We start from the raw sequence: 25,736 nt of genomic DNA, 5'->3' as shown, positions 1-25,736 counted from the left end.
GCCCGTCATGGCCGCGACGCTGACCCTGTGGACACATGCTCTTGCGGCGCTGCTGTTCGCCGCGCTCGCGCTGTGGACGATCAGACGCGACGACGCGCTACCCGCACGGCTGACGCTCGGCGTGGCGTTGGCGGTGACGACGCTCTGGGCGCTGGGCGTGGCGGGAATCGGGCCGAACGAGGCGGCGACCGATCTGGTCGAGGGGCTGCGCAACCTGTCGTGGCTGACGTTTATCCTGATGCTCCATCGCCGCGGCGAAGGCGACCATCCTCTGCGTGCGCTGCGGCTCGTCTACGGCGTGGTCGCGCTGGTCTTTGTCGGCGGCATGATCTTGTCGCTCGCCGCGACCGGTGCTCCGGCGAGGATCGCGACGCCTACCACATCCGCCGCATTGCTGTTCAGGATGCTGGCCTGCGTCGCGTCGCTGGTGATCCTCCAGAATCTGTACGCCACCACCGCGCGCGCGACACGCGTGATCCTGTTGGGCATTGCCGTGATGTGGTGCGCCGACTGCCTGATATTCGCAGTCGCCTATCTGAGCGGCAACTGGCCCGCCGAACTCGGCGTCGCACGCGGGCTGGCGATGCTCGTCGCGGCCGCGATATTCGCCGTGGCGCTGCAGCATCGCGGCGACTGGACGGTGCGCGTATCACGCACCTTCACCTATCAGTCGCTGTCGGTCGTGGCGATCGGCCTCTATCTGGCCGTGCTCGCCGTGGCCACAAGCGCATTGGCCGCGGTCGGAGGCGCACATGCACGCATCCTGCAAACGGCATTCGTATTCGGATCGACCGCTGCGATACTGACGCTGGTATCAACACCCTGGCTTCGCGCCTGGGCGCGGGTGAAGCTTGCCAAGCACCTGTTCCGGCATCGCTACGATTATCGCGCGGAATGGGTCCGTTTCACCGACACGCTCGGCGATCCCGAAAGCGCGACGCCGCTCGGCGAGCGTATCGTCAAGGCCATCGCCGACCTGACCGAATCGCCTGCCGGATTGCTGCTCGTGCCCGATGGCGACCGACTGGGAATCGGTCCGGTGTGGAACTGGAATGCCGGCGAGCTGCCCGCCAAGGGCGCGGACGGCGCGCTTGCGGGGCATCTCGCCGCAACCGGACATATCATCGAACTCGATGCGGTGCGCGCGGGCCGGGGCAGAAGCGGCGACGAAGCGACCCCCGAATGGATGCGCAACCTGGCCGAAGCCTGGGTGCTGGTGCCGCTCATCCATTTCGGGCGGTTGACCGGCGCGATCCTGCTCGCGCGCCCGCCGATCGACCGTGCGCTCGATTGGGAGGATTTCGACCTGCTGCGCATCGCCGGACGGCAGGTCGCAAGCTATCTCGCCGAGGAGCGCGCGCAGGCGGCGCTGGGCGAAGCGCAGCGATTCGAGGAATTCAACCGGCGCTTCGCCTTCATCCTGCACGATATCAAGAACCTCGTCAGCCAGTTGACGCTCGTCGCGCGCAACGCCGAACGCCACGCCGACAATCCCGAATTCCGCGCCGACATGGTCGCCACGCTGACCGATTCGGCCGAGCGCATGAGCGCCCTGCTCGCGCGATTGTCGCAGCATGGCGGCAAGGTCGGGTCGCGCGAAGCGGTCGATGTCGCCGCGCTCGTCGAGCGCGTGGCTTCTGCGCGGCGCGCGCAGCACCCGGTCGTGGTCGTCGGCGCGCCCCAGGCAGTGGCGATCGCCGATCCGGTCCGGCTTGAACAATTGCTCGGCCATCTCGTCCAGAACGCGCTCGAGGCCAGCCCGGCGGAAAAGCCGGTGACGATCGCCGTGTCGCGCGCCGGCGGTGAGGTCGCCATCGACGTGATCGACGAGGGCTGCGGGATGTCCGCGGGCTTTATCCGCGACCGGCTGTTCCGGCCATTCGTATCCACCAAGGCGGGCGGTTTCGGCATCGGCGCGTTCGAATCGCTGCAGCTCGCGCAGGCAATGGACGGCACGCTCGACGTGGCCAGCCGCGAGGGTGAAGGCACGCGCTTTCGCCTGACGCTGCCCGTACCGGGCGCGGAGACTTCTGACATGGGGAGAGCGGCATGACCGCCGATACGAAGCCACGCCTTCTTATCGTCGAGGACGATCCGGGCCTGCAGCGCCAGCTCCGCTGGGCGTATGAAGGCTATGACATCTTCGTCGCTTCCGACCGCGCCTCGGCGATCGCGCAACTGCGCGCCGAAGAACCGCAGGTCGTGACGCTGGACCTTGGCCTGCCGCCCGATCCCGATGGCGTGTCGGAGGGCTTCGTCACGCTGGAGTCGATCCGCAGCCTTGCCCCTGACACCAAGATCATCGTCGCATCGGGTCACGGCGAACGCGAAAGCGCACTTCGCGCGATCGCCGCCGGTGCCTGGGACTTCTACATGAAACCCATCGATATCGACGCGCTGGGCCTGATCGTATCGCGCGCCTTCCACGTCCACGCACTGGAAGCGGAAAATCGTCGTCTCGCCGAACGCGTCGAGGGCACGACCGCGCTTGGCGGCATGATTACCGCCGCGCCCGAAATGCTGAAGGTCACGCGCACGGTCGAGCGCGTCGCCGATGCCGATGTGTCGGTGATGCTGCTCGGCGCCAGCGGGTCGGGCAAGGAACTGCTCGCGCGCGGGCTGCACGACGAAAGCCCGCGCAAGGACGGCGCGTTCGTTGCGATCAACTGTGCCGCCATTCCCGAAACGCTGCTCGAAAGCGAGCTGTTCGGCCATGAAAAGGGCGCCTTTACCGGCGCGGTGAAGACCACCGAGGGAAAGATCGAACAGGCGAGCGGGGGCACGCTGTTCCTCGACGAGGTCGGCGACATTCCGCTTGCGCTGCAGGTGAAGCTGCTGCGCTTTCTTCAGGAGCGCGTCATCGAACGGATCGGCGGACGCAAGGCGATTGCGGTCGATACGCGCATCGTCTGTGCGACGCATCAGGACATCGATGCGATGGTCGCCGACGGTCGCTTCCGGGAGGATCTCTACTACCGTCTTGCAGAAATCGTCGTGCGCATCCCCGCGCTTGCCGAGCGGCCGGGTGATGCCGTGCTGCTCGCGCGGCATTTCCTCAACAAATATGCCGAACGGATGAAGCGCCCGGTGAAGGGTTTCGCGCCCGACGCGCTGAGCGCGATCGACGGGCACGACTGGCCCGGCAATGTCCGCGAGCTGGAAAACCGTATCAAGCGCGCGGTCATCATGGCCGACGGCAAACTGGTCACCGCCGCCGACCTCGATTTCGAGGACGAAGGCGAACCGATCAACCTGAAGGCGATCCGCGAACGCGCCGACCGCAAGGCGATCCGCCACGCTCTCGCGCGGAGCGAAGGCAATATTTCCGGCACCGCGCGCCTGCTCGGCATCAGCCGCCCGACGCTCTACGACCTGATGAAGAATTATGACCTCCAGCCCTGAACCGGCTTTCCCCATCCGTCGCTTCGCGGGCGCATTTATCATGCTGGCGCTGCTGGTACTGACGACAATGCCGGGTGCGGCGCGTGCGGACGACATGGCGGCGCGCGACGCGCTGGCGCGCAGCCTGACCTATCTGAAGGCGGGAAATGCAAGCGCCGCGCGATCGCAGGCGTTCAAGGCGACGCAGGAGGCATCGAACTGGGGTCTTGCCCATGCCGTGCTCGCCCGCAGCCAGCTCGCGCTCGGCGAAGGTGTCGCGGCGGAGGGCGAGCTCGACCGCGCGATCAGCGCCGGATTCGACAAACGCCGCAGCTATCAGCTCTATGCCCATGCCTATCTGCTTCAAGGACAGACCGAGCAGGCGCTTGCCGCGCTCGACAAGGCCGATCCGCGCTATCTTCGCTATACGTTGCGTATCCGCGCGATGGCGCTTGCCGCGCAGGGAGATGTTGCCGGCGCGGAACGGGCATTTGCGCAGGCGCTGGCGATTGCGCCGCACGATGTGCGCATCTGGACCGATCTCGGCGAAATGCGGTTCGAAAACGGCAATCTGGCCGGCGCCATCGACGCCAGCCGCCGCGCCGTGGCGACGGACCGCGACGATGCCGAAGCGCTGGTGCTGCGCGGCAAGATGGTGCGCGAACAATTCGGCCTGGTCGCAGCCCTTCCCTGGTTCGAGGCGGCGCTGCGGCAGGATCCGTGGCGCCACGACGCGTTGATCGAATATGCCGCGACGCTGGGCGATGTCGGGCGCAACACCGACATGCTGGCGGCGGTCCGCAAGGCGATGCTGGCGCGCCCCGGAAGCCCGCAAGGCTATTATCTGCAGGCCGTACTCGCGGCCCGCGCGGGCAAATACGACCTTGCCCGGTCCATCCTGCAACGCGCGGGCGACGCGCTGTCCGACCTGCCCGGTGCGCTGCTGCTTCAAGGCGCGGTCCTTGTCGAAACGGGCAGCTATGGTCAGGCGACCGAGACTCTGCGCGAACTGGTCGCGCGGCAACCGATGAACCTTTCCGCACGCAAGTTGCTGGCGCTTGCCTATCTGCGTGCGGGATCGGCGAGCGATGCGCTCGACATCCTGAAACCCATGGCGCAGCGTGCCGACGCCGACGCCTATACGCTGACCCTGTCCGCACGCGCGTTCGAAGCAGCGGGCAACCGTGTGATGGCGGCGCATCTGCTCGACCGAGCGGCGATGCCCGCAACCGGCCAGTCGGACACGTTCGGCGCCGATGACAGCCTTGCCGTGCTGAGCGCCGATGCCGCGGAAACGCCGGAGGCGGCCGATACGGTGGTGCCGCTGGTTCGTGCGCTGCTCGACCATGGCGACACGCGAACCGCGCTCTCGCGCGCTCGCCAGGCGGCGCAGGATGCGCCGGGCGCACCCGAAGGACAGTTGCTTGTCGGTGACGTGCTGATGGCGATGAAGCGCTTTGGCGACGCCGCAAGCGCCTATGCCCGCGCAGCCGATCTGCGGTTCGACGAGTCGACGATGCTGCGCCTTGTCGAGGCACGCGACGCGGCGGGAGAAAGTGCGGCCGCGCGCGACGCGCTCGCGCTGTTCCTGTCGCAGAATCCGGAAAACAGCACCGCGCTTCGTCTCGCGGGCAAGTGGCAGCTTGCCGCAGGCGACGCCAATTCGGCGATCGTGACGCTGGAAGCGTTGCGGTCGCGCATCGGCGACCGCGATGCCGGTCTGTTGAGCGACCTCGCCTCGGCCTATGGCGCGGCCGGCGAGCATGATGCAGCGCGCCGCTACGCCGCCGCCGCCTATTCGCTCGCCCCCGCCAATCCGGCGGTCGCGGACGCCTATGGCTGGGCGATGTTCGAAGCGGGCGATGACGACGGCGCACGGCAGCTGATCGAAAAGGCGGTAGCAATCGCGCCCGATCATGCCGGGCTTCGCTGGCACCTCGGCCAGGTCTATGCCGCGCTGGACCGAAAGAAGGACGCGGTCGCCAATATCCGGCTGGCGCTGGCGAACCCCGGGTTCGGCGATCGCGATGCCGCGCAGGCGCTGCTGAAGCACCTCGCTTGAGCGCACGCGCCAGCGGGCTATACCGGCGCGCGTGATGACCGATCGAGAGCCACTCGCCCGTATTGCCGACGCGCTCGAGCGTATCGCGCCACCGCCGCCGCGCCCGGCCGACGCGACCGCGCATCCGGCCTATCTGTGGCATGGCGAGGCGTTGGTCGCGGCGCGCGCCTTTACGCCGCTGCCGCTCGATCTGCTTCAGGGGCTGGAAGCCCAGAAGGGCGCGCTGCACGACAATCTGGAACGGCTGGCGCGCGGAGTTGCGGCGCAGGACGCGCTGCTATGGGGGGCGCGTGGCACCGGCAAATCGGCGCTGGTCAAAAGCATCGTCGGCGCGCTGCAAGGCGAAGGCGCCGATATCGCGCTGGTCGAGGCGACGGGCAGGCTCGACACCTTGCCCGCGCTGTTCGCCGCAATCGCCCCGGTCGAGCGTGCCTTTGCCGTCTTCATCGACGATCTCGGCTTCGACGGCATCGGCGAGGCACGCGCGCTGCGTTCGCTGCTCGAAGGCGGCGCCGAGGCGCGGCCCGTCAATGCCCGGCTGATCGTCACCGCCAACCGCAGGCATCTGGTCCCGCGCGACATCGCCGAACAGGAAAGCGCGATCAATCCGCGCGACAGCATCGACGATCAGCTCGCGCTCGCCGACCGCTTCGGCCTCAGCCTCGGCTTTCACGCCATCGACCAGAACCAGTATCTCGCCATCGTCGAGGGCTATGCCAGCCGCTACGGGCTGGATTTCGATCCGGTCGAAGCGATCGGCTGGGCAACCCGACGCGGCAGCCGATCTGGCCGCGTGGCCTGGCAATATGTCGTCGATCTCGCCGGCCGGTCGGGCAAGGCGCTCTAGCGGCCCCGCCCGTCGGTTCGTCGCAAATCAGGCAGCGTCGGTTGAGCGACACAAGATTAACCGCGCAATTATCTTGACTTGCGCGGTCGTTGAGCCCCTGTACCGATCATGGCCCGATTAGGCGAACTCGACGTTCCGGACCGGCTGTCGCCCTTTGCTCCCGTCTGGATGTCGCAGATCGGTTTCGCGGTGATGTGCGCGGCTGCCGCCTATGTCGTGCGGATGCTGGTGGACACCGTTGCGCCCAGTTCGGGGCCGTTCTCACTAGGCTATGCCGCAGTGTTGGTCGCAACGCTGTTCGGGCGGTGGCAGAGCGGGCTGCTGACGGCCGGTATCACCAGCTTCTATGCCTGGTATTTCGCGCTGCCGGTGCACGGGTCGTTCGTCTTCGCCGACCCGACCGATCGCCCGCGCGCGGTGGTCAATACGCTCGCCTATCTGCTCGTCATCCTGCTGGCGGAGCGGTTTCGCGTCGCGACCCGCCACGCCGTCGAGGAACGCGACCGCCAGATCGAGGAGCGCGACCTGTTCCTCGCCGAGTTCGACCACCGGGTGAAGAACAATTTCGCCGTGGTCACCAGCATGCTCGACATGCAGCGTCGACGTGCGCGCGACGGCGCGACCGCCGATGCGCTGGGCAGCGCGCTCAACCGCGTCGAAAGCATCGCCCGTGCGCACCGTCATCTCTACCGCGGCCACAGCGCGCCGGGGTCGGTACAGATCGACAAATATCTGGGCGATCTGTGCGATGCGCTGCGCGAGGCGCTGCTGCTGCACGGCGCGGTCCAGCTTCGCTGCGAAACCGACGCAGCGGCAATGTCGCGCGACGAGGCGGTTTCGATCGGACTGCTCGTCAACGAACTCGTGACCAATGCGGCCAAACACGCCTTTGCCGGGCGCGAGCGAGGTGAGATTCGTGTCGCCTTTCGCACCATCGACGGCGGTTATGTGCTGGAAGTTGCCGATGACGGGGTCGGCCTGCCGAAGGAAATGCCGCAGCCGACCAGCGACGGTGGACTGGGCCAGCGGTTGATCGACGCCTTTGCGCGTCAGGCTGGCGGAACGCTGGCGACCGACAGCGGCCCCAATGGAACCACAGTGACGCTGACCGTCGCAGGCTGAGCGATCAGCCCAGCGCCTCGGCCTGTTCGGCAAGCTCGAGCCAGCGCAACTCCGCTGCCTCCTTTTCGTCGCGCGCAGTCTCGATCGCCTTGGTCAGCGCGGCGAAGCGACCGGGATCGCGGGTATAGAGCTGCGGATCGGCAAGCGCTTCCTCGTCGCGCGCGATGGCGGCATCGAGTTCTTCGATCCGCTTCGGCAACAGATCGTAATCGCGCTGATCCTTGTAGCTGAGCTTGGTCTGCTTCTGCTTCGGCGGCGCGGGCGAAGCGCCGCCACCCGATTTCGCCGTCGTCTTCTTTGCAGGGCGCGGCTTTCGCTTCGCCTCCCAATCGGCATAGCCGCCGGCGATGATATCGACATGGCCCGACCCGTCGAGCCCGAGCGTCATCGTGACGGTGCGGTCGAGAAAGTCACGGTCATGGCTGACGAGGAGGACCGTACCCTCGTAATCGGCGATCACTTCCTGAAGCAGATCGAGCGTTTCGAGATCGAGGTCGTTGGTCGGCTCGTCGAGCACCAGCAGGTTCGATTCGCGGGCGAATTCTCGCGCGAGCAGCAGGCGCGACCGTTCACCCCCCGACAGCGTGCCGATTTTCGCTTCGGCGAGGCCGGGTTCGAACAGAAAGTCCTTCAGATAGCCCTGGATATGCTTCTTCGCGCCGCGCACCTCGATCCAGTCGCCGCCATCGGCGAGCACGTTGCGCACGGTCTTGTCGGGCTGCATCAGGCTGCGCTGCTGGTCGATGATGACGCCGTCGAGCGTCTTCGCCTGCGTGACGCTGCCCTCATCGGGGGCGATTTCGCCGGTCAGCAGCTTGAGAAGCGTCGTCTTTCCCGCGCCGTTGGCGCCGACGATGCCGATCCGGTCGCCGCGCTGGATGCGCAGCGTGAAATCCTTGATGATCGTGCGGTCCTCGAAGCGTTTCGTAACGCCCTTGGCATCGATCACCACCTTGGTTTTGCTGTCGTCGCTCGCCACCGCAAGCTTGGCCGTGCCCTGTGGGCCGAGCATGGCCGCGCGCTGGGCGCGCATCTCCATCAGCTTTTCGAGCCGGCCCATGTTGCGCTTGCGCCGCGCGGTGACGCCGCGGTGCAGCCAATGTTCCTCCAGCTTCAGCTTGGCGTCGAGCTTTTGCGCGGCGCGCGCCTCTTCGGCATGGACCTGTTCGGTCCACGCCTCGAATCCGCCGAAGCCGACCTCGTTGCGCCGGATCGTGCCGCGGTCGAGCCACAGCGTCTGCCGCGTGAGGCGCGTCAGGAAGGTACGGTCGTGGCTGATGACGACGAACGCGCCCGAATATCGGCCGAGCCAGTCCTCGAGCCAGTCGATCGCGGCGATGTCGAGATGGTTGGTCGGCTCGTCGAGGAGCAGCACGTCGGGGGCCTGCGCCAACGCCCGCGCGATCGCGGCCCGGCGCCGTTCGCCGCCGCTGGCGGTCTTCGCCTCGCGCGACAGGTCGATGCCGAGCTGGTCGGCAATCGCTTCCGCCTCGTGCCGGGCGGGGGCATCGTCGCCCGACAGCACATAATCCATCAGCGTATCGTACCGCGCGACGGCCGGTTCCTGTTCGAGCAGCACGACGCGCGTGCCGGGGACGATGACGCGGCGACCTTCATCGGCCTCTATCTCGCCGGCGATCAGCCGCAGGAGCGTCGTCTTCCCCGCGCCGTTGCGCCCGATCAGCGCCAGACGGTCGCGCTGGCCGATATGGATGTCGAGTCCGCGGAACAGCCAGCCGCTGCCCTGAACCAGCCCAAGGCCTTCATAACTGAGTATCGGTGGCGCCATATCGCGCCCCGTTAGGCCGTCGCCCGCGCGCCCGCAAGTTAGTGGTTGATTACAGGTGCATTCACAGGCTGTTCAACGCGCGCCCTCTATGCCAGTCAGAATGCGAATGATTGTTCGATCCTGTCTGCTTGCAGGCCTGTTGGCCGCCACCGGGCTTGTTGCGCCCGACGCGAATGCCCAGCATCGCCGCAGCGACCAGAGCGCCGCCCTGGAGGCGCGCAGGGCCGGACGCATCCTGCCGCTGCGTGAAATCGAGCGGCGCGTCGTCCCGCACATGCCCAATTCGCAGTATCTCGGCTTCGACTTCGATTCGGCGACGGGCATTTACACGCTCAAGTTCCTGCGCGATGGAGAGGTGATCTGGGTGGACGTCGACGGCCGTTCGGGACGCATCATTCGCCGCACCGACCGATAAGCCTGCCAACTCACCCGCCGACAAGAGGATCAATATGCGCGTTCTGATCGTCGAGGACGAACCCAATCTAGGCCAACAGCTTCGCTCCACGCTGGAAGGCGCCGGCTATGCCGTCGATCTCGCCACCGATGGCGAGGACGGCCATTTCCTCGGCTCGACCGAGGAATATGACGCGATCGTGCTCGACCTCGGCCTGCCCGAAATCGACGGGCTGACGGTGCTCGACCGCTGGCGCAAGGAAGGCAAGTCGACGCCCGTCCTCGTGCTGACGGCGCGCGATAGCTGGTCGGACAAGGTCGCCGGGCTCGACGCCGGGGCCGACGATTATGTCGCCAAGCCGTTCCAGACCGAGGAACTGATCGCCCGGCTGCGCGCGCTGATCCGCCGTGCAAGCGGCAACGCATCGGCCGAACTCACCGCCGGCGACATCCGCCTCGACACGCGCTCGGGCAAGGTCACCAAGGGTGGCGAGCCGGTGAAGCTGACCGCACAGGAATACAAGCTGCTCAGCTATCTGATGCACCACAAGGGCAAGGTGGTCAGCCGCACCGAGCTGATCGAGCATATCTACGATCAGGATTTCGACCGCGATTCGAACACCATCGAGGTGTTCGTCACGCGCATCCGCAAGAAGCTCGGCGCCGACACCATCACTACGATCCGCGGGCTCGGCTACAGTCTGGAAGAACCGGACGAAGCGCAGACCGCGGAGTAACGCCCGCTCGTTCGCGCAAAGGAGAAGAACCGGCGCGTGGCCGAGGCAGAACCGCATCCCCGCCCCTATGTGCGCATCACCGGCTCGCTGAGCCGGCGGATGATCGTCATCGCGACGATCTGGATCCTGGTGCTGCTGGCGGGCGGTGGCTTCGCGCTCGACCGCGTGTTGACCAGCGCGGTGACGCGCAATTTCGACGACCAGCTCGAATATGTCCTCAATTCGCTGATCGTGTCGGCGGAGATCGATTCGAACGGCGATGTCATGTTCAACCGGACGCTGGGCGATCAGCGCTTTCTGGAACCCTATTCGGGCGCCTATTGGCAGATCAGCGGCAAGGGGCACGATCCCTTCCCCTCACGGTCGCTATGGGATCGGCTCCTGAAGGTTCGGCCCGACCATCACGGGACCGAGGTGCAGACCTATGACAGCCACGAATTCCGCGATCAGACGCTGCGCGTCGTCGAACGCGACGTAAAGCTGCCGGGATCGCCGACGCTGTGGCATTTTCAGGTCGCCCAGTCTCGCGCGATGCTCGACGCGCAGATCGACGCGCTGCGGCGCACGCTGGTACGCAGCTTCCTGCTGCTCGGACTGGGCCTGCTCGTGATGGCAGCGCTCCAGACCTGGTACGGACTGCTGCCACTCAAGCGACTGCGACTTGCCATCGCCGAGCTGCGCGCCGGTCATTCGCAGCGCATCGAGGGCGAAATGCCGGCCGAGGTCGCGCCGATGGTCGAGGAACTGAACGCGCTCGTCGCGCATAACGACCGCCAGGCCGAAGAGGCGCGCCGCCATGCCGGCAACCTCGCCCATGCGCTGAAGACGCCGCTGACCGTCATCATGAACGCCGCGACCGCGCAGTCGGACCCGCTGTCCGAAACCGTGATCCGCGAGGCGCGCACGATGCGCCGTCAGGTCGATCACCACCTCGCCCGCGCAAGGGCGGTCGGACGGCGCGGATCGGCGCACAGCCGCGCCGAGGTCTGGCCGTCGGTCGAGGCGGTCGAGCGCGCTGTGTCGCGGCTTTACCCCCATCTTCGTATCGATATCGACGGTCCGAAGGACCTCGCCGCGCATATCGAACGGCAGGACCTCGAGGAAATACTCGGGAACCTCGTCGAAAACGCCGCCAAATATGGCGGCGGCAGCGTGTTCGTGACGGTCGGAGCCGAAGCGGGCTTTGTCGAGATCATGATCGAGGATGACGGCCCCGGCATCGCCGAGGCGGACCGGCAAAAGCTGTTCGAACGCGGCGTGCGGCTCGACACCGGAAAGCCCGGCACGGGGCTTGGTCTGGCGATCGTGCGCGATGTCGTCGAAATCTATGACGGCACCGTCACGCTGGAGGAAAGCGAGGATCTGGGCGGATTGCTCGTGCGGCTGCGCCTCCCCGCGGCCTGATCGTCAGGCGGCGACCTTCAGCCCCTGCATGATGTCGCCCGCCATCGCCACCGACCGCCTGCGCGCCGCAGGATCGTACATCGCGCCGGTCAGCATCAGTTCGTCGGCGCCGGTGCGTTCGACAAAAGCAGCGATCTGCCGGGCGACGGTATCGGGACTGCCGACCGCCGAACACTCAAGGACATGGTCGAGGATCGCGCTACCCTGTGCACCGAGTTTTTCGCGATAGCCCTCCACCGGAGGCGGAAGCTGGACCGGCTGGCCGGTGCGGATCGCGACGAACGCCTGTTGTTGCGAGCTGGCGAGATATTCGGCCTCTTCGTCGCTTTCGGCGGCGAACACGTTGAAGCCCAGCATGACATGCGGCTTTTCAAGCTGCGCCGAGGGTTTGAAATCGCGGCGATAGATCGCGATCGCCTGATCGAGCGCGCCCGGCGCGAAGTGCGAGGCAAAGGCATAAGGCAACCCGAGCGCGGCGGCGAGCTGCGCGCCGAACAGGCTCGACCCCAATATCCAGATCGGCACCTCGGCGCCGCCGCCCGGCACCGCACGGATACCCGTCCGCCCGTCATCGGCGAAATAGGATTGAAGCTCGACGACGTCCTGCGGAAAGGCGTTGGCATCGCTGTCGAGCGTGCGCCGGAGCGCGCGCGCGACGCGCTGGTCCGATCCCGGCGCGCGGCCGAGACCGAGGTCGATGCGCCCCGGATACAGCGCGGCCAGCGTCCCGAACTGTTCGGCGATCACCAGCGGCGCGTGATTGGGCAGCATGATGCCGCCCGCGCCCACGCGGATGCGGCTCGTCTTGCCCGCAACATGGCCGATCACCACAGAGGTGGCGGCGCTGGCGATACCGGGCATGCCGTGATGTTCGGCGACCCAGTAGCGGGTATAGCCGGCATCCTCCGCCGTGCGCGCCAGATCGGCGGCGTCGGCAAGCGCGGTAGCGGCGTCACCGCCCTGAACGATGGGGACGAGGTCGAGCAGCGAATAAGCGGTCATGCCGGCTTAGGTGGGGCGACCGGTTTCGATTTGCTACCCCTTACCAGCCATAGGTGAAGCGCAGCGCAGCGCCGTAATCGTCGGGCAGTGCGCTGAAATTCCCGGGATTGCGCCGGTAGAACGGGTTGGTCGCGACATCCCCGCCGAGCAGCGGGCGGGTATAGGCGATTTCTGCGTCGACCTCGCGCCCCTGCGGCGCGAGATTGAGGCGCTGGTCGCTGAAGCTGGCGACGCTCTGGCTCGCATAGTCCCAATAGCTCGGCAGCATCAGGTCGAGGCCGCCGTGTTCGACGCGCAGCGGCTGTGCAATGCGCAGGCCGATATGGTCGCGCCGGTCGAACGCGCCGTCGCGGCCGATATCGACGGCATAGCCGCTGGTGCGGAGCGACCCGCTGCCCGCGATGCCGCCGTGCAGATGTGCGGTCGTCCATCCCTGCCGGGTCGAAGCGCCGAGCGACCAGCCGCCGCCGAGATCGGCGCGCGCGTTCAGGTCGACGAAGCGCGTGCTGGCCCCTGCACCGCCCAGTGCGCCGCCGAAACGCGCGCCGAGCAGCGTATTGCGCTCTTCGAGCTGGGTGAGCGTCAGCGCCGCGCTGACCGGCCCGAAGCGGCGATCGACGCCGATCGCGAACCGGTCATAGCCGAAGCGCTGATAACGGTTGCGCAGCGCACCGAATATCCGGTCGCCGCGCGTCAGCACGTCACCGCTTTCGGCAGCGACGCTGATACCCCAGGGGCCGAACCGGTTGCGAACCGCGGCGGAGCCCGCGATATCGACGTCGAAGCCGCTGCGCCGTGTCGGATCGCCCGCCACCAGAAACGCCGGATCGGTGCGCCCCGACAGCCGGGCGACGAGCGAGTCGCCGCCTTCCGACGCGGCAATCCCGAAACTGAGCCGATCGTCGAGCTTCGTCGTGACCGCAGCCGCCATCGCGCGTGCGGCCTGCGCGTCGGAAAATGGCATTGCCAGCCGCTCGACCCGCGTCTCGTTACGTCCTTCGAGCAATGTCACGGCCACCGCCGTCCGGCCGTTGGTCGCCGCAAGGTTGCGCCGATCGAAGCGCAGCGCGCCGACAAGTGTCCGTCCCGGCCCCGCGCGGTCGATCGTGCGAGCCAGTTCGACTGCATAGGCGCGGTCGAACCCGTCGAGCACGACCGCGCCTACCGTTCCCGTCGCAGCGTCGCCCATCGGCGCCGACAGGCTTGCCTCAACCCCGGTCGACACGGTCTGCTGGGTGCCGGCGACCGACATGCTGCCCTGCGGCGCGAATGCCTCCGTCAGGTCGAGGATGCCGCGGCCATAGACCGCATCGGTCCCGCTGGCCCCGGCATCGCGCGCCGTCGCCAGCAACAGATCGACCATCTGCTTGCCGGTAAGGTTGGGAAATGCCTGCGCGAGCAGCGCGACGGCACCCGAAATCTGCGGAGCGGAAAAAGACGTTCCCGACCACAGGCACACCTTGGTGTCGTCGCAGGGCGCGCGAACGTCTTCACCGACCGCGGCAAGGTAGAAGGATGCCGCAGCACCGGTGCCTGCCCGGTTGCTGAAACTGGAAATCCGGTCGCTTGCATCGACCGATCCGGCGATGATGATCTGCCCGCGCGACACCGAATTGTTGGTGGCGGGAGAGGTGAAGGGGTCGGGCACGTCGCCCTTGCTCGGGTCCTCGCCGTCATTGCCCGCGCTGATGACGATCACCGCGCCGCTCGCCGTTGCGCGGCTGATCGACTGGAGAAGCTGGTTGCTGGGCCGCGATCCGCCGAGCGAGAGGTTGATGACGCGCGCGCCGCCGCTGATCGCGGCATCGATTCCGGCAGCGATCGCACTGTCGTCGAAGCTGCACCCGCTGTCGGGCTGGTCGGGATTGGCGCTGGCACAGCTTCCCGGCGTATCGGCGCGCGCGATATAGAGGTTGGCGTCGAATGCGGCACCGTGCGTTCCCACGCCGTTATTGCGGCCTGCCACGACGAAGGCGACCGCGGTGCCATGTCCATCGACATCGTCGGTCGAGCTGCCGCCCGCCGTATTGCGCGAACCGACGACGCGATTCTCGAATTCCTCGCTCGCCGCATCGAGCCCGGTATCGACAACGCCCACGGTCACGCCCGTCCCCGTCGCGCCCTTTTGATAGGCGGCGAGCGCATTCATCGAAACGGGACCGATCGACGCGCGATATTCGGCGGTGTCGTAATTCGCCGTGGGCGTCGGAGTTGGTGCGGGTGCCGGTGTTGGCGTGGGGCTGGGCGTCGGCGACGGTGCGCTGATCGGTGGCGGCGTGGTTGCAACGCCGCCCCCACCGCCGCCGCTGCATGCCGCAGCCAGAACCAGACTGCCCAGTGCGGCCCCCTGCAAGAGGCGTCGCTTCATTCGCATTCCATTCGTGCCGATTTTCAGGATTCGGTCGGCATATTGTCCGATGTCAGCTTTACGCATGATTTACGTGCACCTTGTGCATTACCCGCGGCGCAATCGCTTGCCGCAACCGTCCAGCCTGCCTAAAGCCGCCCGCGACATGGATGCCGCTCTCTCGCATATCGACACCTGGATCTTCGATCTCGATAACACGCTGTATCCGGCAAGCGCGAATCTGTTCGCGCAGATCGACTCGCGGATGGGGCGCTTTATCGGCGACATGTTCGGCTGCGACCCCGACGAAGCGCGGCGCATCCAGAAGCAGTATTTCTTCGAACACGGCACCACGCTGGCGGGCCTGATGGCCGAACATGGTGTCGATCCGCACGAATTTCTCGCCTTTGTCCACGATGTCGAGATGGACGTGCTCGAGCATGACGCACCGCTGGCGGCGGCGATCGCGAAGCTGCCCGGCCGCAAGCTGGTCTTCACCAACGCCGACGCGCCCTATGCGACCAAGGTGCTCGACCGGCTCGGCCTCGGCACGCATTTCGAAGCGATCCACGACGTCCATGCGACAAGCTACCGCCCCAAGCCCGATCCGGATGCGTATCGCGGGCTGTGCGACGCCTATGCGCTGACGCCTGCATCGTCGCTGTTCGTCGAGGACATGGCGCGCAATCTGAAACCCGCCAAGGCGATCGGGATGACTACCGTCTGGATCGACAACGGGTCCGAACAGGCGGCCGACACCGATCGCGATTTCATCGATTTCACCGTTACCGACCTCGGCCGCTGGCTCGAGCAGATATTGGAGACACAACCATGTCCGACGCGTTGATTTCCGTCATCGAAACCGCCTGGGAAGACCGCGCCGCGATCGGTACCGGCACCGAAGGTGAGGTTCGCGAAACCGTTGCCGAAGCGCTCAACCTGCTCGACCGCGGCGAAGCCCGCGTCGCCGAACCCGACGGCAATGGCGGCTGGCGCGTCAATCAGTGGCTCAAAAAGGCGGTGCTGCTGTCGTTCCGCCTCAACGACATGGCGCTCATCCCCGGCGGGCCGGGCGGCGCGCACTGGTGGGACAAGGTTCCGTCCAAATTCACCGGCTGGGGCGAAGATGCCTTTCGCGAAGCCGGTTTCCGTGCGGTGCCGGGCGCGATCGTTCGCCACGGTGCGCATATCGGCAAGGGCGCCGTCCTGATGCCGAGCTTCGTCAATATCGGCGCCTATGTCGGTGAAGGCACGATGGTCGATACCTGGGCGACCGTCGGCAGTTGCGCGCAGATCGGCCGCAACGTCCACATCTCGGGCGGCGCGGGGATCGGCGGCGTGCTCGAACCGCTCCAGGCCGATCCGGTCATCATCGGCGACGGCGCCTTTATCGGCGCGCGCTCGGAAGTTGCCGAGGGCGTGCGCGTCGGCGAGGGCGCGGTGCTGTCGATGGGCGTCTATCTGGGCAAGTCGACCAAGGTCGTCGACCGGGGGACCGGCGAAATCCGCACCGGCGAAGTGCCCCCCTATGCGGTCGTCGTGCCGGGTACGCTGGGCGGCGGCGACGGCACGCCCTCGCTCTACTGCGCGGTCATCATCAAGCAGGTCGACGAACGCACGCGCTCGAAGACCAGCATCAACGAATTGCTGCGCGACTGAGCCCTTGCGCCGGGCAGCGGCCTAGCGCTGCTGTTCGGCAAAGGCCGTGATCTGGTCGAAAACCGCCGGATATAGCGGGTGCGCAAAGGCGAAGCCGTAAAGGAAGCCGTCGCGCCAGGCGACCTTCGCCTCCAGCCCGCTAAGGCCTGGGATCGTCAGCCACACGATGTCGCCCGCATGAAGGTCTAGTGCGGCATCGGCGCGAAAACCGGTCGTCGAAAGGTCGATCACATCGACGGTGAACCGCTGCGACCCTCTCCCGCGCATACTCGCCTGGAACCCCGCCTGCTTGCGCTGCGCGCGGCGCTGTTCGTGGCTGGTGGAGTCGTCGGGGCCTTGGTTCATGCCCTGCACCTTATTGCGGCGCGATCACCAACGCCATGGAAAACGCCGCAATCTTAATAACCTAAATCAATCGAACAGGCTGGAAACCGATGCTTCCTCGGCAATGCGGCGGATCGCTTCGGCAAGCAGCGGTGCGATCGTCAGGTGGCGGATATGATCGGCCTTGGCGATGACGTCGTGATTGCCGATCGAATCGGTGATGACCAGTTCCTGCAGCGCAGAACCTTCGACGCGCGCGACCGCGCCGCCCGACAGCACGCCGTGCGTACAATAGGCGACGACGCCCTCCGCCCCCGCCTCTTTCAGCGCGGCCGCGGCATTGCACAGCGTTCCGGCCGAATCGACGATATCGTCGATCAGGATGCAGAAACGGCCCGAGACGTCGCCGATGATGTTCATCACCTCCGACTCTCCGGGCTTCTCACGGCGCTTGTCGACAATCGCGAGCGGCGCGTTGTCGAGCCGCTTGGCGAGCGCGCGGGCACGAACCACGCCACCGACATCGGGCGAGACGACCATCAGATTCTTGTCCGAAAAGCGCGCCTTGATATCCTCCGACATCACCGGCGCACCGTAAAGATTGTCGGTCGGGATATCGAAAAAGCCCTGGATCTGCCCGGCGTGCAGATCGACCGACAGCACGCGGTCCGCCCCGGCGACGGTCAGTAGGTTGGCGACGAGCTTTGCCGAGATCGGGGTGCGCGGCCCCGGTTTACGGTCCTGCCGGGCATAGCCGAAATAGGGGAGGACCGCCGTGATGCGGCGCGCCGAAGCACGTTTGAGCGCATCGACGCAGATCAGCAATTCCATCAGATTGTCGTTGGCGGGGAACGAGGTCGACTGGACGATGAACACGTCTTCGCCGCGGACATTTTCGAGGATTTCGACAAAGATTTCCTCGTCGGCGAAGCGCCGCACATTGGCATTGGTCAGCGGTATTTCGAGGTAATCCGCAATCGCCTGCGACAGCGGAAGGTTCGAATTGCCGGCCATCAACTTCATGTGAAAATCCCCACGCCTCTGCCTGCGGCCTGCCTTACGCACGAAAGCGCGATCCGAAAAGGGGCGATTGCCGGGAATCGCCACGCGGCCTAGAGGAACGCGCATGACGGTCACCACGCGCTTCGCACCCAGCCCGACGGGCAAGCTGCATGTCGGCAATATCCGCACCGCGCTACATAATTGGATGTGGGCGAAAAAACAGGGCGGGCGCTTTTTGCTGCGCATCGACGACACCGACGAAGCGCGGTCGGAGGAACGCTTCGTCGAATCGATCCGCGCCGATCTCGGCTGGCTGGGAATGTCACCCGACGGCGAGCAGCGCCAGTCCGGCCATTTCGACCGCTATGAGCGCGTGTTCGAGCAGCTGCGCAGCGCGGGCCGCATCTATCCCTGCTACGAAACGCCGCAGGAACTCGACCTCAAGCGCAAGGTACTGCTGGGACGCGGCCTGCCGCCGATCTATGACCGCGCCGCGCTGAAGCTGAGCGAGGCCGACCGCCGCAAGCTGGCAAGCGATGGCAAACGCCCGCACTGGCGCTTTCGGCTAGACCACGACACGCCGATCGAATGGAGCGACCGGATTCGCGGCGACCAGCATTTCGACCCCGCGCTGCTAAGCGATCCGGTGATTCGCCGCGAGGATGAAAGCTGGCTCTATCTGCTGCCCTCGGTCATCGACGATATCGACATGGGCGTAACCGATGTCGTGCGCGGCGAGGATCATGTGTCGAACACCGCGGTCCAGATCCAGATGTTCGAAGCACTGGACGCCGCCCCCCCGGCCTTCGCCCATGAAGCGCTGCTGACCGGGGTCGAGGGCAAGCTGTCGAAACGGCTCGGTTCGCTGGGCGCCGAACATTTTCGCGAAGAAGGCATCGAGCCGCAGGCGCTGATCGCGCTGCTCGCGCGGATCGGAACGAGCGACCCGGTCGAGCCCGTTGCCGACCCCGCGCCGCTGATCGAGCGGTTCGACTTCGCGCATTTCGGTCGCGCCCCGGCGCGCTTCGACGAAGAAGAGCTGCGCATGCTCAACGCGAAGATCGTCCACCTGCTCGATTTCGACCGGGTGGCGGCAAGATTGCCCGACGGCATGACGGCCGAGGCTTGGGACGCGGTGCGCCCCAATCTGATGCGCGTCGAGGATGCCGATATCTGGTGGCGCGTGATCGAAGGGCCAGTCGATACAGGGCACGACCCCGCCGACCGCGATTTCCTGGCGCAGGCGGCAGAATTGGCAGCGAACATCGACTGGTCGGGCGATCCATGGCACACGCTGACCGGTGCGCTCAAACAGACGACCGGGCGCAAGGGCCGCGCGCTGTTCCTGCCGCTGCGCAAGGTGCTGACCGGGCACGATCATGGCCCGGACATGGCGGCGCTATTGCCGCTGATCGGCCGCGAACGGACGATCGCTCGCCTGCAACCCTGAACCGAACCGGCGCCTGGCCCAGGCTTTTGGTAAAAGCGCGCCATCTCAGGGTCTTTTGACATTGTTATGTTATGATGTAACTTAATGGAGCGGCCTTTATGCGCCGCAGGAGAGGGAGAATGCGAATGACCCCGACCATCCATCATAACACCGCCAACCGTTATACCGGGCCGCACGGGATCGACCCGCGCAGCGTTACCGCCGCGCTTGCCGTCAATGCGCTACTCGTCGCAGGGCTGATCTTCGCTGCGCCGGATATCCTGCCAAGCACGGCGCCGCCCGGGCCGATCGACACCTATCCGGTGCCACTGCCCACCGATCCGCCGCCGCTTCCCGAGCCGAAACCGATGCCGCGGCAGGCACGGCCACAACCGACGCATGAAGTCGTCGCGCCGGACCCGCTCGTTCCGACGACCAACGTCGACACTCCGCCGCTCGACCTGACAAAGATCATCCCGGCCGAACCGCCACCGCCGCCCGCCGGCACCGGCGACGGAAACAGCGCCAAGGCCGAACCCGCGCCCGTGGTCGTCGGCGCGCGCCCCGATCCGTCGCGACTTGCGCAGTTCCAGCCCGAATATCCCGCCTCCGAACGGCGGGCAGAGCGCGAGGGACAGGTGACCGTGCGCGTCCGCATCGCGCCCGATGGCAGGGTGACCGCAGTGCAGCGCGTCAGCGCGACGAGCGATGCCTTCTTCCAGGCGACGCGCAAACGTGCCCTGTCGATGTGGCGATTCAAGCCCGAAACGCGTGACGGCAAGCCCGTTGCGAGCTGGTACCAGATGTCGGTCCGCTTCGTGATGCAGGACTGACGCACATCAGGGTTGCGGCGGGATATGTTCGCCGCAGCCCTTGCGCCACCGGCAATTGCCGGTAGGTACGACGCTTTACCGTTACGCCCCGGGGGGATTTCGATGCGATACTGGATACGGGCGCTGCTCGCGGCGCTGCTGATCGGCGCGATGCCGGCCACCGCCTTTGCTCAGGCCGACAAGGGCGACGGCGACGCCAAGAAGGCAGAGGCCGGTTCGCAGCTTCCCCCGCTTCCAGACGACAAGACGGTCGATCAGAGCGCGAATATCGCGGGATCGGTGATCCGCTACAAGGCGACCGTCGGGTCGCTTCCGGTTCGCGACAAGGACGGCAAGAAAATCGCCGAGGTCGTCTTCACTGCCTATACCGTCCCCGGCAGCAGCCCGAGCCGCCCCGTCACCTTCGCCTTCAACGGCGGGCCGGGTGCGTCGTCGGTCTATCTCAACCTCGGCGCGATCGGGCCCAAGCGCGTCCGCTTCGGCGACGCGGGCGATGCGCCGTCCGATGCGCCGCTGCTGCAGGACAATCCGAACAGCTGGCTGAGCTTTACCGATCTGGTCTTCATCGATCCCGTCGGCACCGGCTTCAGCCGCAGCCTGGAAGACGAAAAGGCGACCAAGAAGGATTTCTACGCCAACGATCCCGACATCAAATATCTGTCGCGCATCGTCTATGACTGGCTGGTCAAGAACCGGCGGCTGCGCTCGCCCAAATATGTGATGGGCGAAAGCTATGGCGGTTACCGCGCGCCGCGCATCGCCTATGAATTGCAGACGCAGATGGGCGTGGGCGTTTCGGGCATCTTCATGGTGTCGCCCTATCTCGATCCGGCGTCGGTCAGCGGCGACAACGGGCTTTCGCCGCTGCCATGGATGATCGACCTGCCGTCGATGGCTGCCGCCAAGCTGGAGCGCGAAGGCAATCTGAGCGCGGCGACCATGGCACCGATCGAACATTATACGCAGACGCAGTTCGTCACCGACTATTTCGCCGGCCCCAAGGACAAGGCGGCGACCGCACGGCTCGTCAACAAGGTCACCGAGCTGACTGGGCTCGACCACGATCTGGTCTCCAAGCTGAACGGTCGCGTCGACATCGGCACGTTCCTGCGCGAAAGCCACCGCACCGAAAAGAAGATCGGCAGCGTCTATGACAGCAATGTCGCGGCGTTCGACCCCTTCCCCGGTTCGGCCGAGCGCAAGTCGAACGATCCGCTCCTCAATTCGATCATCGCGCCGACGACCAGCGCCATGGTCGATTTCGTGACGCGCGTCGTCGGATGGGACGTGAAGGACGCGCATTACAAAGCACTGTCCTATGCCGTGAACCAGGCCTGGGATCGCGGCACGCCCGACGACAAGCCGGTGCAGGACCTGCGCAAGGCGATCGCCAACGACCCGAAGATGGACGTGATGATCGCACATGGCTGGAACGACCTGTCGTGCCCCTTTTTCGGGTCGAAGCTGCTTGTCGAGCAGATGCCGAGCTACGGCGTCGACAAGCGCATCCACCTGGAGATCTTCCCGGGCGGGCACATGTTCTACACGCGCGACGACAGCGGTGCGGCGTTCCGCGCCGATGCCAGGGCGCTCTACAATCGCTGAGCAATACGACAGGCGGGGGCTGGCCGCGCCGCCCCCGCCATCCTATCTTTGACGGCAATGAACTTCTTTCGCCGTTTCTCGCCGCTGCGCGCCTTTCGCGACCTTCGCGCCTATCTGCAGCAGCGCCAGCCCTATGAGCTGGGCTTCATGTTCCTGTCCTTCATCATCACGGTGACGCTGATCGGCATGCTGATCCATGACAGCCGCGTGCAGGCGCCGCCCAAGGAACCCGAGATCATCTATGTGCAGAGCTGGCCGCTGAACCGCACCGATGCGCAGATCGCGGCAGCCGCAAAGGTGAATGATGCGAAGAAGAAGGCGGCGGCCGAAAAGCTTGCCAAGATGCGCGCCGAACGCCGCGCCGAATTCCAGCGGCTCGACAATCAGCTAGACGCCTGGGGCCTTTGACCGACGCGCGCTGGATGGGCGCCGCGCTGGCGCTGGCCGAACGCGGACGCGGGCGAACCGCGCCCAACCCAAATGTCGGCTGCGTGATCGTGAAGCCTGCCTCCGCGCAGGCGGGGGACCGCGTCGTCGGGCGCGGCTGGACCCAACCCGGCGGCCGCCCGCATGCCGAGGCGATGGCGCTCGAACAGGCGGGCGACGCGGCACGCGGAAGCACGGCCTATGTCACGCTGGAGCCTTGCGCGCACATGTCGCCGCGCGGCCCGGCATGTTCGACGCTGCTGGCCGAAGCGGGCGTGGAGCGCGTGGTGGTCGCGCTCGGCGACCCCGATCCGCGTACCGACGGCAGCGGCATCGAGCGGCTGCGCGCCGCCGGAATTACGGTCGATGTCGGTATCCGCGCCGAGGACGCGCGACGCAGCATGGCAGGCTTTCTGGCGCGGCAATCGTTCGGGCGTCCGCATGTTACGCTGAAGCTCGCGACGTCGCTCGACGGCTGTATCGCGCGTGCCGATGGCGAAAGCCGCTGGATCACCGGAGAAGCAGCGCGCGCGCACGCCCATCTCGAACGCGCGCGGCATGACGCCATTCTGGTCGGGCGCGGCACCTTCGACGCCGATGGTCCACGCCTCGATGTACGGCTAGCGGGCCTCGAAAACCGCTCACCGCGCCGCATATTGCTATCGGGTTCTGCGCGCGAACCCGATGGCTGGACCGTCATCGACGCGCCCGGGCGGATCGGCGATCTCGACGCCGTCGATTATCTGATGGTCGAAGGCGGGGCACAGACCGCCGCCGCCTTTCTTCGCGCCGACCTGGTCGATCGGCTGCTCCTCTACCGCGCGCCGATCCTGATCGCAGCCGGCATGCCCGCGCTGGGCGATATCGGGCTCGACCGGATAGCGGATGCGCATGGCCGCTGGCGGGGGATCGATTCGCGGGTGCTTGGCAGCGACCGGCTCGACGCCTATGAGCGCATCCGAGACTGACCCATGTTCACCGGAATCGTCACCGACATCGGCACCATCGAAGCCGCCAGCGAGCAGGGCGACCTGCGCGTCCGCATCGCGTGCGGCTACGACACCACGACCATCGATCTCGGCGCGTCGATCGCGTGTTCGGGCGTCTGCCTGACCGTTGTCGACAAGGGGCCGGGCTGGTTCGCGGTCGACGTGTCGCGGGAAACCGTTTCGCGCACCGCGCAGGGCCAGTGGACCGAGGGCAGGCGCCTCAACCTCGAACGCGCGCTCAAGGTTGGCGACGAACTCGGCGGGCATATCGTCACCGGCCATGTCGATGGCATCGGTGAGGTCGTCGAGGTGCGCGAGGAAGGCGGATCGCACCGCGTCACCATCGCCGCCGGGCCGGAAATCGCGCCCTATGTCGCGGCCAAGGGGTCGATCACCGTCGACGGTGTCTCGCTGACGGTCAATTCGGTCGAGGATGTCGCGGGCGGGGTCCGCTTCGGCCTCAACATCATCCCGCACACGGCGCAGGTCACGACCTTCGCCGACCTGCAGCAGGGCCAGGCGGTCAATCTCGAGATCGATGTGCTCGCCCGCTATCTCAAGCGCATGGAACAGCTAAACTTCACACGCTGATGTGATCTGCGCTTGTTTGCCGCTATCCTGATGTGATATGCGGCGCGCATGAGCACGCCCCTGATCGACAATGTCCGCCGTCTCGTCGCCGATGGCGAGGTTACCAAGGCCGGCCTCGCGCGCGCCGCAGGCCTACACGCAAATTCGCTGCGCCGACTCGACGAGGCGGACTGGAACCCCACCGCCGAGACACTGCGCAAGCTCGAGCGCTATCTGGTAAACGGCGGCGGCGCGGGCGTGATGGCAAGCGCGGAAGAGATCATCAACGAAGCGCGCAACGGCCGCATGTTCATCCTCGTCGACGATGAGGACCGCGAGAATGAGGGCGATCTCGTCATCCCGGCACAGATGGCGACGCCCGACGCGATCAACTTCATGGCGCGCCACGGCCGCGGGCTGATCTGCCTGTCGATGACCAAGCAGCGCGTCGAACAGCTCGGCCTCGACCTGATGAGCCGGTCGAACGGCACGCGGCACGAAACCGCCTTCACCGTCTCGATCGAGGCGAAGGAGGGCGTCACCACCGGCATTTCCGCCGCCGACCGGGCGCGCACGATCGCGGTCGCCACCGATTCGTCGAAGGGCCGCGACGACATCGTCACGCCGGGCCATGTCTTTCCGCTGATCGCGCGCGAAGGCGGCGTGCTGGTGCGCGCGGGCCATACCGAGGCGGCGGTCGATGTCGCACGGCTCGCCGGGCTCAACCCGTCGGGCGTGATCTGCGAGATCATGAAGGACGACGGCACCATGGCGCGGCTCGACGATCTGATCGGGTTCGCGCAGCTCCACAATCTCAAGATCGGCACGATCCGCGACCTGATCGAATATCGCCGCCGCTACGACCATCTCGTCGAGCGCCGCGCCGAGACGAGCTTCACCAGCGAATGGGGCGGCGAGTGGAAGGTCATCACCTTCTGGAACAAGGCCGCGCATACCGAACAGGTCGCGCTGGTGAAGGGCCATGTCGATCCCGAAAAGCCGACGCTGGTGCGCATGCACGCGCTGTCGCCGTTCAGCGACATTTTCGGTGAAGGCGGCGAACGCGGCGGCATGCTGCGCCGGTCGATGGAGATCATCGGCGAGGAAGGCGCCGGCGTCGTGGTCGTCATCAACAAGCCGCGCGCCGACCAGTTCACCATGGCGGTACAGGCCAAGGCGGGTACACTGAAAGGCTCCGACATGGAGGAACTGCGCGACTACGGCGTCGGCGCGATGATCCTGACCGAGCTTGGCGTCGAGGAAATGGAACTGCTCACCAACACGCACCACACGCTGGTGGGGCTGGACGGATACGGCCTGTCGATCGTAGGCGAGCGACCCATCGATTGCGGGACGAAATAATGGCCAACATCCTCATCGTAGAAGCGCGCTTCTACGACCATCTCAACGACCATCTGCTCGAAGGTGCGCGCGCCGTGCTCGACAAGGCGGGGCACGACCACGAAACGATCACCGTGCCCGGCGCGCTGGAGATCCCCGGCGCGGTGTCGTTCGCATCGCTCCACGGCCGTTATGACGCATTCGTCGCGCTGGGCGTCGTGATCCGCGGCGAAACCTATCATTTCGAGATCGTCGCGGGCGAAAGCGCACGCGGGCTGATGGCGCTGACGATGGACGGCGTCGCGATCGGCAACGGCATCCTGACCGTAGAGAACGAGGATCAGGCGCTGGTCCGCGCGCGGCCCGACCAGAAGGACAAGGGCGGCGAAGCGGCCAGGGCGGCGCTCGCCATGCTCGACCTCAAGAACCGGTTCGGCTGAGCCCGGTCCGTCGCCGCTGGCGCGACCGGCGGCG

At 66.4% G+C, this 25,736-nt stretch carries 23 protein-coding genes; 18 read left to right on the top strand and 5 right to left on the bottom strand.

Going from position 1 to position 25,736, the window contains the following annotated elements; all coding sequences use genetic code 11:
- Positions 1 to 7 precede the first annotated feature (7 nt).
- From prsK to J7S20_RS11865, 5 genes are all read left to right on the top strand, one after another.
- Positions 8 to 2,053 (top strand): XrtA/PEP-CTERM system histidine kinase PrsK, encoded by a 2,046-nt coding sequence (gene prsK / locus J7S20_RS11885; protein ID WP_284054439.1) that lies wholly within the window; start codon positions 8 to 10, stop codon positions 2,051 to 2,053.
- Positions 2,050 to 3,402 (top strand): PEP-CTERM-box response regulator transcription factor, encoded by a 1,353-nt coding sequence (prsR, locus tag J7S20_RS11880; protein WP_284054438.1) that lies wholly within the window; start codon positions 2,050 to 2,052, stop codon positions 3,400 to 3,402. The genes prsK and prsR overlap by 4 nt, the downstream gene beginning before the upstream one ends.
- 40 nt (positions 3,403 to 3,442) lie before the next feature.
- Positions 3,443 to 5,443: a tetratricopeptide repeat protein gene (locus J7S20_RS11875; protein ID WP_284054437.1), complete on the top strand. Its 2,001-nt coding sequence runs from the start codon at positions 3,443 to 3,445 to the stop codon at positions 5,441 to 5,443.
- A gap of 34 nt (positions 5,444 to 5,477) precedes the next feature.
- Positions 5,478 to 6,290 carry an ATP-binding protein gene (locus tag J7S20_RS11870; RefSeq protein WP_284054436.1) on the top strand — a complete coding sequence of 271 codons (813 nt, stop codon included), beginning with the start codon at positions 5,478 to 5,480 and terminating at the stop codon, positions 6,288 to 6,290.
- A gap of 108 nt (positions 6,291 to 6,398) precedes the next feature.
- A complete protein-coding gene (locus J7S20_RS11865) occupies positions 6,399 to 7,412 on the top strand; it encodes a sensor histidine kinase (RefSeq protein ID WP_284054435.1) in 1,014 nt (337 codons plus the stop codon).
- 4 nt (positions 7,413 to 7,416) lie between these two features.
- Here J7S20_RS11865 and J7S20_RS11860 read toward each other — a convergent pair whose 3' ends face one another.
- A complete protein-coding gene (locus J7S20_RS11860) occupies positions 7,417 to 9,201 on the bottom strand; it encodes an ABC-F family ATP-binding cassette domain-containing protein (RefSeq protein WP_284054434.1) in 1,785 nt (594 codons plus the stop codon).
- A gap of 100 nt (positions 9,202 to 9,301) precedes the next feature.
- Between J7S20_RS11860 and J7S20_RS11855 the strand changes: the two genes are divergently transcribed.
- The 3 genes from J7S20_RS11855 (at position 9,302) to J7S20_RS11845 (ending at position 11,735) form a co-directional block, all read left to right on the top strand.
- The gene (locus tag J7S20_RS11855) at positions 9,302 to 9,616 is read left to right on the top strand and encodes a hypothetical protein (RefSeq protein ID WP_430980939.1); all 315 of its coding nucleotides are present in this window, start codon (positions 9,302 to 9,304) and stop codon (positions 9,614 to 9,616) included.
- 34 nt (positions 9,617 to 9,650) lie between these two features.
- Positions 9,651 to 10,331 (top strand): response regulator transcription factor, encoded by a 681-nt coding sequence (locus J7S20_RS11850; RefSeq protein WP_284054432.1) that lies wholly within the window; start codon positions 9,651 to 9,653, stop codon positions 10,329 to 10,331.
- 99 nt (positions 10,332 to 10,430) lie between these two features.
- Entirely contained in the window at positions 10,431 to 11,735 is a 1,305-nt protein-coding gene (locus J7S20_RS11845) for a sensor histidine kinase (RefSeq protein WP_430980945.1), read from the top strand.
- A 3-nt stretch (positions 11,736 to 11,738) separates the two neighbouring features.
- On the opposite strand, the gene J7S20_RS11840 is transcribed toward J7S20_RS11845, so the two are convergent.
- Positions 11,739 to 12,737, bottom strand: a complete 999-nt coding sequence (locus tag J7S20_RS11840) for an LLM class flavin-dependent oxidoreductase (RefSeq protein ID WP_284054430.1) — start codon at positions 12,735 to 12,737, stop codon at positions 11,739 to 11,741.
- Between the two features lie 40 nt (positions 12,738 to 12,777).
- Positions 12,778 to 15,171: a S8 family peptidase gene (locus J7S20_RS11835; protein ID WP_284054429.1), complete on the bottom strand. Its 2,394-nt coding sequence runs from the start codon at positions 15,169 to 15,171 to the stop codon at positions 12,778 to 12,780.
- A 79-nt stretch (positions 15,172 to 15,250) separates the two neighbouring features.
- Between J7S20_RS11835 and J7S20_RS11830 the strand changes: the two genes are divergently transcribed.
- Together J7S20_RS11830 and dapD are read left to right on the top strand one after the other, a co-directional pair.
- Positions 15,251 to 15,931: a pyrimidine 5'-nucleotidase gene (locus J7S20_RS11830; protein ID WP_284054428.1), complete on the top strand. Its 681-nt coding sequence runs from the start codon at positions 15,251 to 15,253 to the stop codon at positions 15,929 to 15,931.
- Positions 15,916 to 16,743 carry a 2,3,4,5-tetrahydropyridine-2,6-dicarboxylate N-succinyltransferase gene (dapD, locus tag J7S20_RS11825; protein WP_284054427.1) on the top strand — a complete coding sequence of 276 codons (828 nt, stop codon included), beginning with the start codon at positions 15,916 to 15,918 and terminating at the stop codon, positions 16,741 to 16,743. Before J7S20_RS11830 ends, dapD begins: the two co-directional genes overlap by 16 nt.
- A 21-nt stretch (positions 16,744 to 16,764) precedes the next feature.
- Here the strand turns inward: dapD and J7S20_RS11820 are convergent, their stop codons facing one another.
- On the bottom strand, positions 16,765 to 17,088 hold the full coding sequence (locus J7S20_RS11820; RefSeq protein ID WP_284054426.1) for a PilZ domain-containing protein: 324 nt from the start codon (positions 17,086 to 17,088) through the stop codon (positions 16,765 to 16,767).
- 66 nt (positions 17,089 to 17,154) lie between these two features.
- Entirely contained in the window at positions 17,155 to 18,090 is a 936-nt protein-coding gene (locus J7S20_RS11815) for a ribose-phosphate pyrophosphokinase (protein ID WP_284054425.1), read from the bottom strand.
- Between the two features lie 103 nt (positions 18,091 to 18,193).
- Between J7S20_RS11815 and gltX the strand changes: the two genes are divergently transcribed.
- From gltX to ribH, 8 genes are all read left to right on the top strand, one after another.
- Entirely contained in the window at positions 18,194 to 19,519 is a 1,326-nt protein-coding gene (gltX, locus tag J7S20_RS11810) for a glutamate--tRNA ligase (protein WP_284054424.1), read from the top strand.
- 125 nt (positions 19,520 to 19,644) lie between these two features.
- The gene (locus tag J7S20_RS11805; RefSeq protein ID WP_284054423.1) at positions 19,645 to 20,331 is read left to right on the top strand and encodes an energy transducer TonB; all 687 of its coding nucleotides are present in this window, start codon (positions 19,645 to 19,647) and stop codon (positions 20,329 to 20,331) included.
- Between the two features lie 102 nt (positions 20,332 to 20,433).
- Positions 20,434 to 21,936, top strand: coding sequence for a S10 family peptidase (locus J7S20_RS11800; RefSeq protein WP_284054422.1), 1,503 nt, complete (start codon positions 20,434 to 20,436; stop codon positions 21,934 to 21,936).
- A 57-nt stretch (positions 21,937 to 21,993) separates the two neighbouring features.
- Positions 21,994 to 22,344 carry a hypothetical protein gene (locus J7S20_RS11795; protein ID WP_284054421.1) on the top strand — a complete coding sequence of 117 codons (351 nt, stop codon included), beginning with the start codon at positions 21,994 to 21,996 and terminating at the stop codon, positions 22,342 to 22,344.
- 14 nt (positions 22,345 to 22,358) lie between these two features.
- A complete protein-coding gene (gene ribD / locus J7S20_RS11790; RefSeq protein WP_284054597.1) occupies positions 22,359 to 23,330 on the top strand; it encodes a bifunctional diaminohydroxyphosphoribosylaminopyrimidine deaminase/5-amino-6-(5-phosphoribosylamino)uracil reductase RibD in 972 nt (323 codons plus the stop codon).
- Between the two features lie 3 nt (positions 23,331 to 23,333).
- A complete protein-coding gene (locus J7S20_RS11785; RefSeq protein WP_284054420.1) occupies positions 23,334 to 23,942 on the top strand; it encodes a riboflavin synthase in 609 nt (202 codons plus the stop codon).
- A 48-nt stretch (positions 23,943 to 23,990) separates the two neighbouring features.
- Positions 23,991 to 25,283 (top strand): 3,4-dihydroxy-2-butanone-4-phosphate synthase, encoded by a 1,293-nt coding sequence (ribB, locus tag J7S20_RS11780; RefSeq protein ID WP_284054419.1) that lies wholly within the window; start codon positions 23,991 to 23,993, stop codon positions 25,281 to 25,283.
- Positions 25,283 to 25,702: a 6,7-dimethyl-8-ribityllumazine synthase gene (gene ribH / locus J7S20_RS11775; protein ID WP_284054418.1), complete on the top strand. Its 420-nt coding sequence runs from the start codon at positions 25,283 to 25,285 to the stop codon at positions 25,700 to 25,702. The genes ribB and ribH overlap by 1 nt, the downstream gene beginning before the upstream one ends.
- Positions 25,703 to 25,736 lie beyond the last annotated feature (34 nt).

Source organism: Stakelama marina, assembly GCF_018122655.1.
GTDB lineage: Bacteria > Pseudomonadota > Alphaproteobacteria > Sphingomonadales > Sphingomonadaceae > Sphingomonas > Sphingomonas marina.
The sequence above is the reverse complement of the archived record's forward strand: the minus strand, read 5'-3'. Positions and strand labels throughout refer to the sequence as shown.

What these genes read in the sequence shown, in the direction of transcription:
- ribH (WP_284054418.1), top strand. Translation starts at nt 25,283, where the DNA reads ATGGCCAACATCCTCATCGTAGAAGCGCGCTTCTACGACCATCTCAAC.
- J7S20_RS11840 (WP_284054430.1), bottom strand. Translation starts at nt 12,737, where the DNA reads ATGACCGCTTATTCGCTGCTCGACCTCGTCCCCATCGTTCAGGGCGGT.
- J7S20_RS11815 (WP_284054425.1), bottom strand. Translation starts at nt 18,090, where the DNA reads ATGAAGTTGATGGCCGGCAATTCGAACCTTCCGCTGTCGCAGGCGATT.
- J7S20_RS11785 (WP_284054420.1), top strand. Translation starts at nt 23,334, where the DNA reads ATGTTCACCGGAATCGTCACCGACATCGGCACCATCGAAGCCGCCAGC.
- J7S20_RS11860 (WP_284054434.1), bottom strand. Translation starts at nt 9,201, where the DNA reads ATGGCGCCACCGATACTCAGTTATGAAGGCCTTGGGCTGGTTCAGGGC.
- J7S20_RS11855 (WP_430980939.1), top strand. Translation starts at nt 9,302, where the DNA reads ATGCGAATGATTGTTCGATCCTGTCTGCTTGCAGGCCTGTTGGCCGCC.
- J7S20_RS11830 (WP_284054428.1), top strand. Translation starts at nt 15,251, where the DNA reads ATGGATGCCGCTCTCTCGCATATCGACACCTGGATCTTCGATCTCGAT.
- J7S20_RS11805 (WP_284054423.1), top strand. Translation starts at nt 19,645, where the DNA reads ATGACCCCGACCATCCATCATAACACCGCCAACCGTTATACCGGGCCG.
- ribD (WP_284054597.1), top strand. Translation starts at nt 22,359, where the DNA reads ATGGGCGCCGCGCTGGCGCTGGCCGAACGCGGACGCGGGCGAACCGCG.
- prsK (WP_284054439.1), top strand. Translation starts at nt 8, where the DNA reads ATGGCCGCGACGCTGACCCTGTGGACACATGCTCTTGCGGCGCTGCTG.
- J7S20_RS11865 (WP_284054435.1), top strand. Translation starts at nt 6,399, where the DNA reads ATGGCCCGATTAGGCGAACTCGACGTTCCGGACCGGCTGTCGCCCTTT.
- J7S20_RS11800 (WP_284054422.1), top strand. Translation starts at nt 20,434, where the DNA reads ATGCGATACTGGATACGGGCGCTGCTCGCGGCGCTGCTGATCGGCGCG.
- J7S20_RS11850 (WP_284054432.1), top strand. Translation starts at nt 9,651, where the DNA reads ATGCGCGTTCTGATCGTCGAGGACGAACCCAATCTAGGCCAACAGCTT.
- J7S20_RS11820 (WP_284054426.1), bottom strand. Translation starts at nt 17,088, where the DNA reads ATGAACCAAGGCCCCGACGACTCCACCAGCCACGAACAGCGCCGCGCG.
- J7S20_RS11875 (WP_284054437.1), top strand. Translation starts at nt 3,443, where the DNA reads ATGCTGGCGCTGCTGGTACTGACGACAATGCCGGGTGCGGCGCGTGCG.
- gltX (WP_284054424.1), top strand. Translation starts at nt 18,194, where the DNA reads ATGACGGTCACCACGCGCTTCGCACCCAGCCCGACGGGCAAGCTGCAT.
- prsR (WP_284054438.1), top strand. Translation starts at nt 2,050, where the DNA reads ATGACCGCCGATACGAAGCCACGCCTTCTTATCGTCGAGGACGATCCG.
- J7S20_RS11845 (WP_430980945.1), top strand. Translation starts at nt 10,431, where the DNA reads ATGATCGTCATCGCGACGATCTGGATCCTGGTGCTGCTGGCGGGCGGT.
- J7S20_RS11835 (WP_284054429.1), bottom strand. Translation starts at nt 15,171, where the DNA reads ATGCGTAAAGCTGACATCGGACAATATGCCGACCGAATCCTGAAAATC.
- J7S20_RS11870 (WP_284054436.1), top strand. Translation starts at nt 5,478, where the DNA reads ATGACCGATCGAGAGCCACTCGCCCGTATTGCCGACGCGCTCGAGCGT.
- ribB (WP_284054419.1), top strand. Translation starts at nt 23,991, where the DNA reads ATGAGCACGCCCCTGATCGACAATGTCCGCCGTCTCGTCGCCGATGGC.
- dapD (WP_284054427.1), top strand. Translation starts at nt 15,916, where the DNA reads ATGTCCGACGCGTTGATTTCCGTCATCGAAACCGCCTGGGAAGACCGC.
- J7S20_RS11795 (WP_284054421.1), top strand. Translation starts at nt 21,994, where the DNA reads ATGAACTTCTTTCGCCGTTTCTCGCCGCTGCGCGCCTTTCGCGACCTT.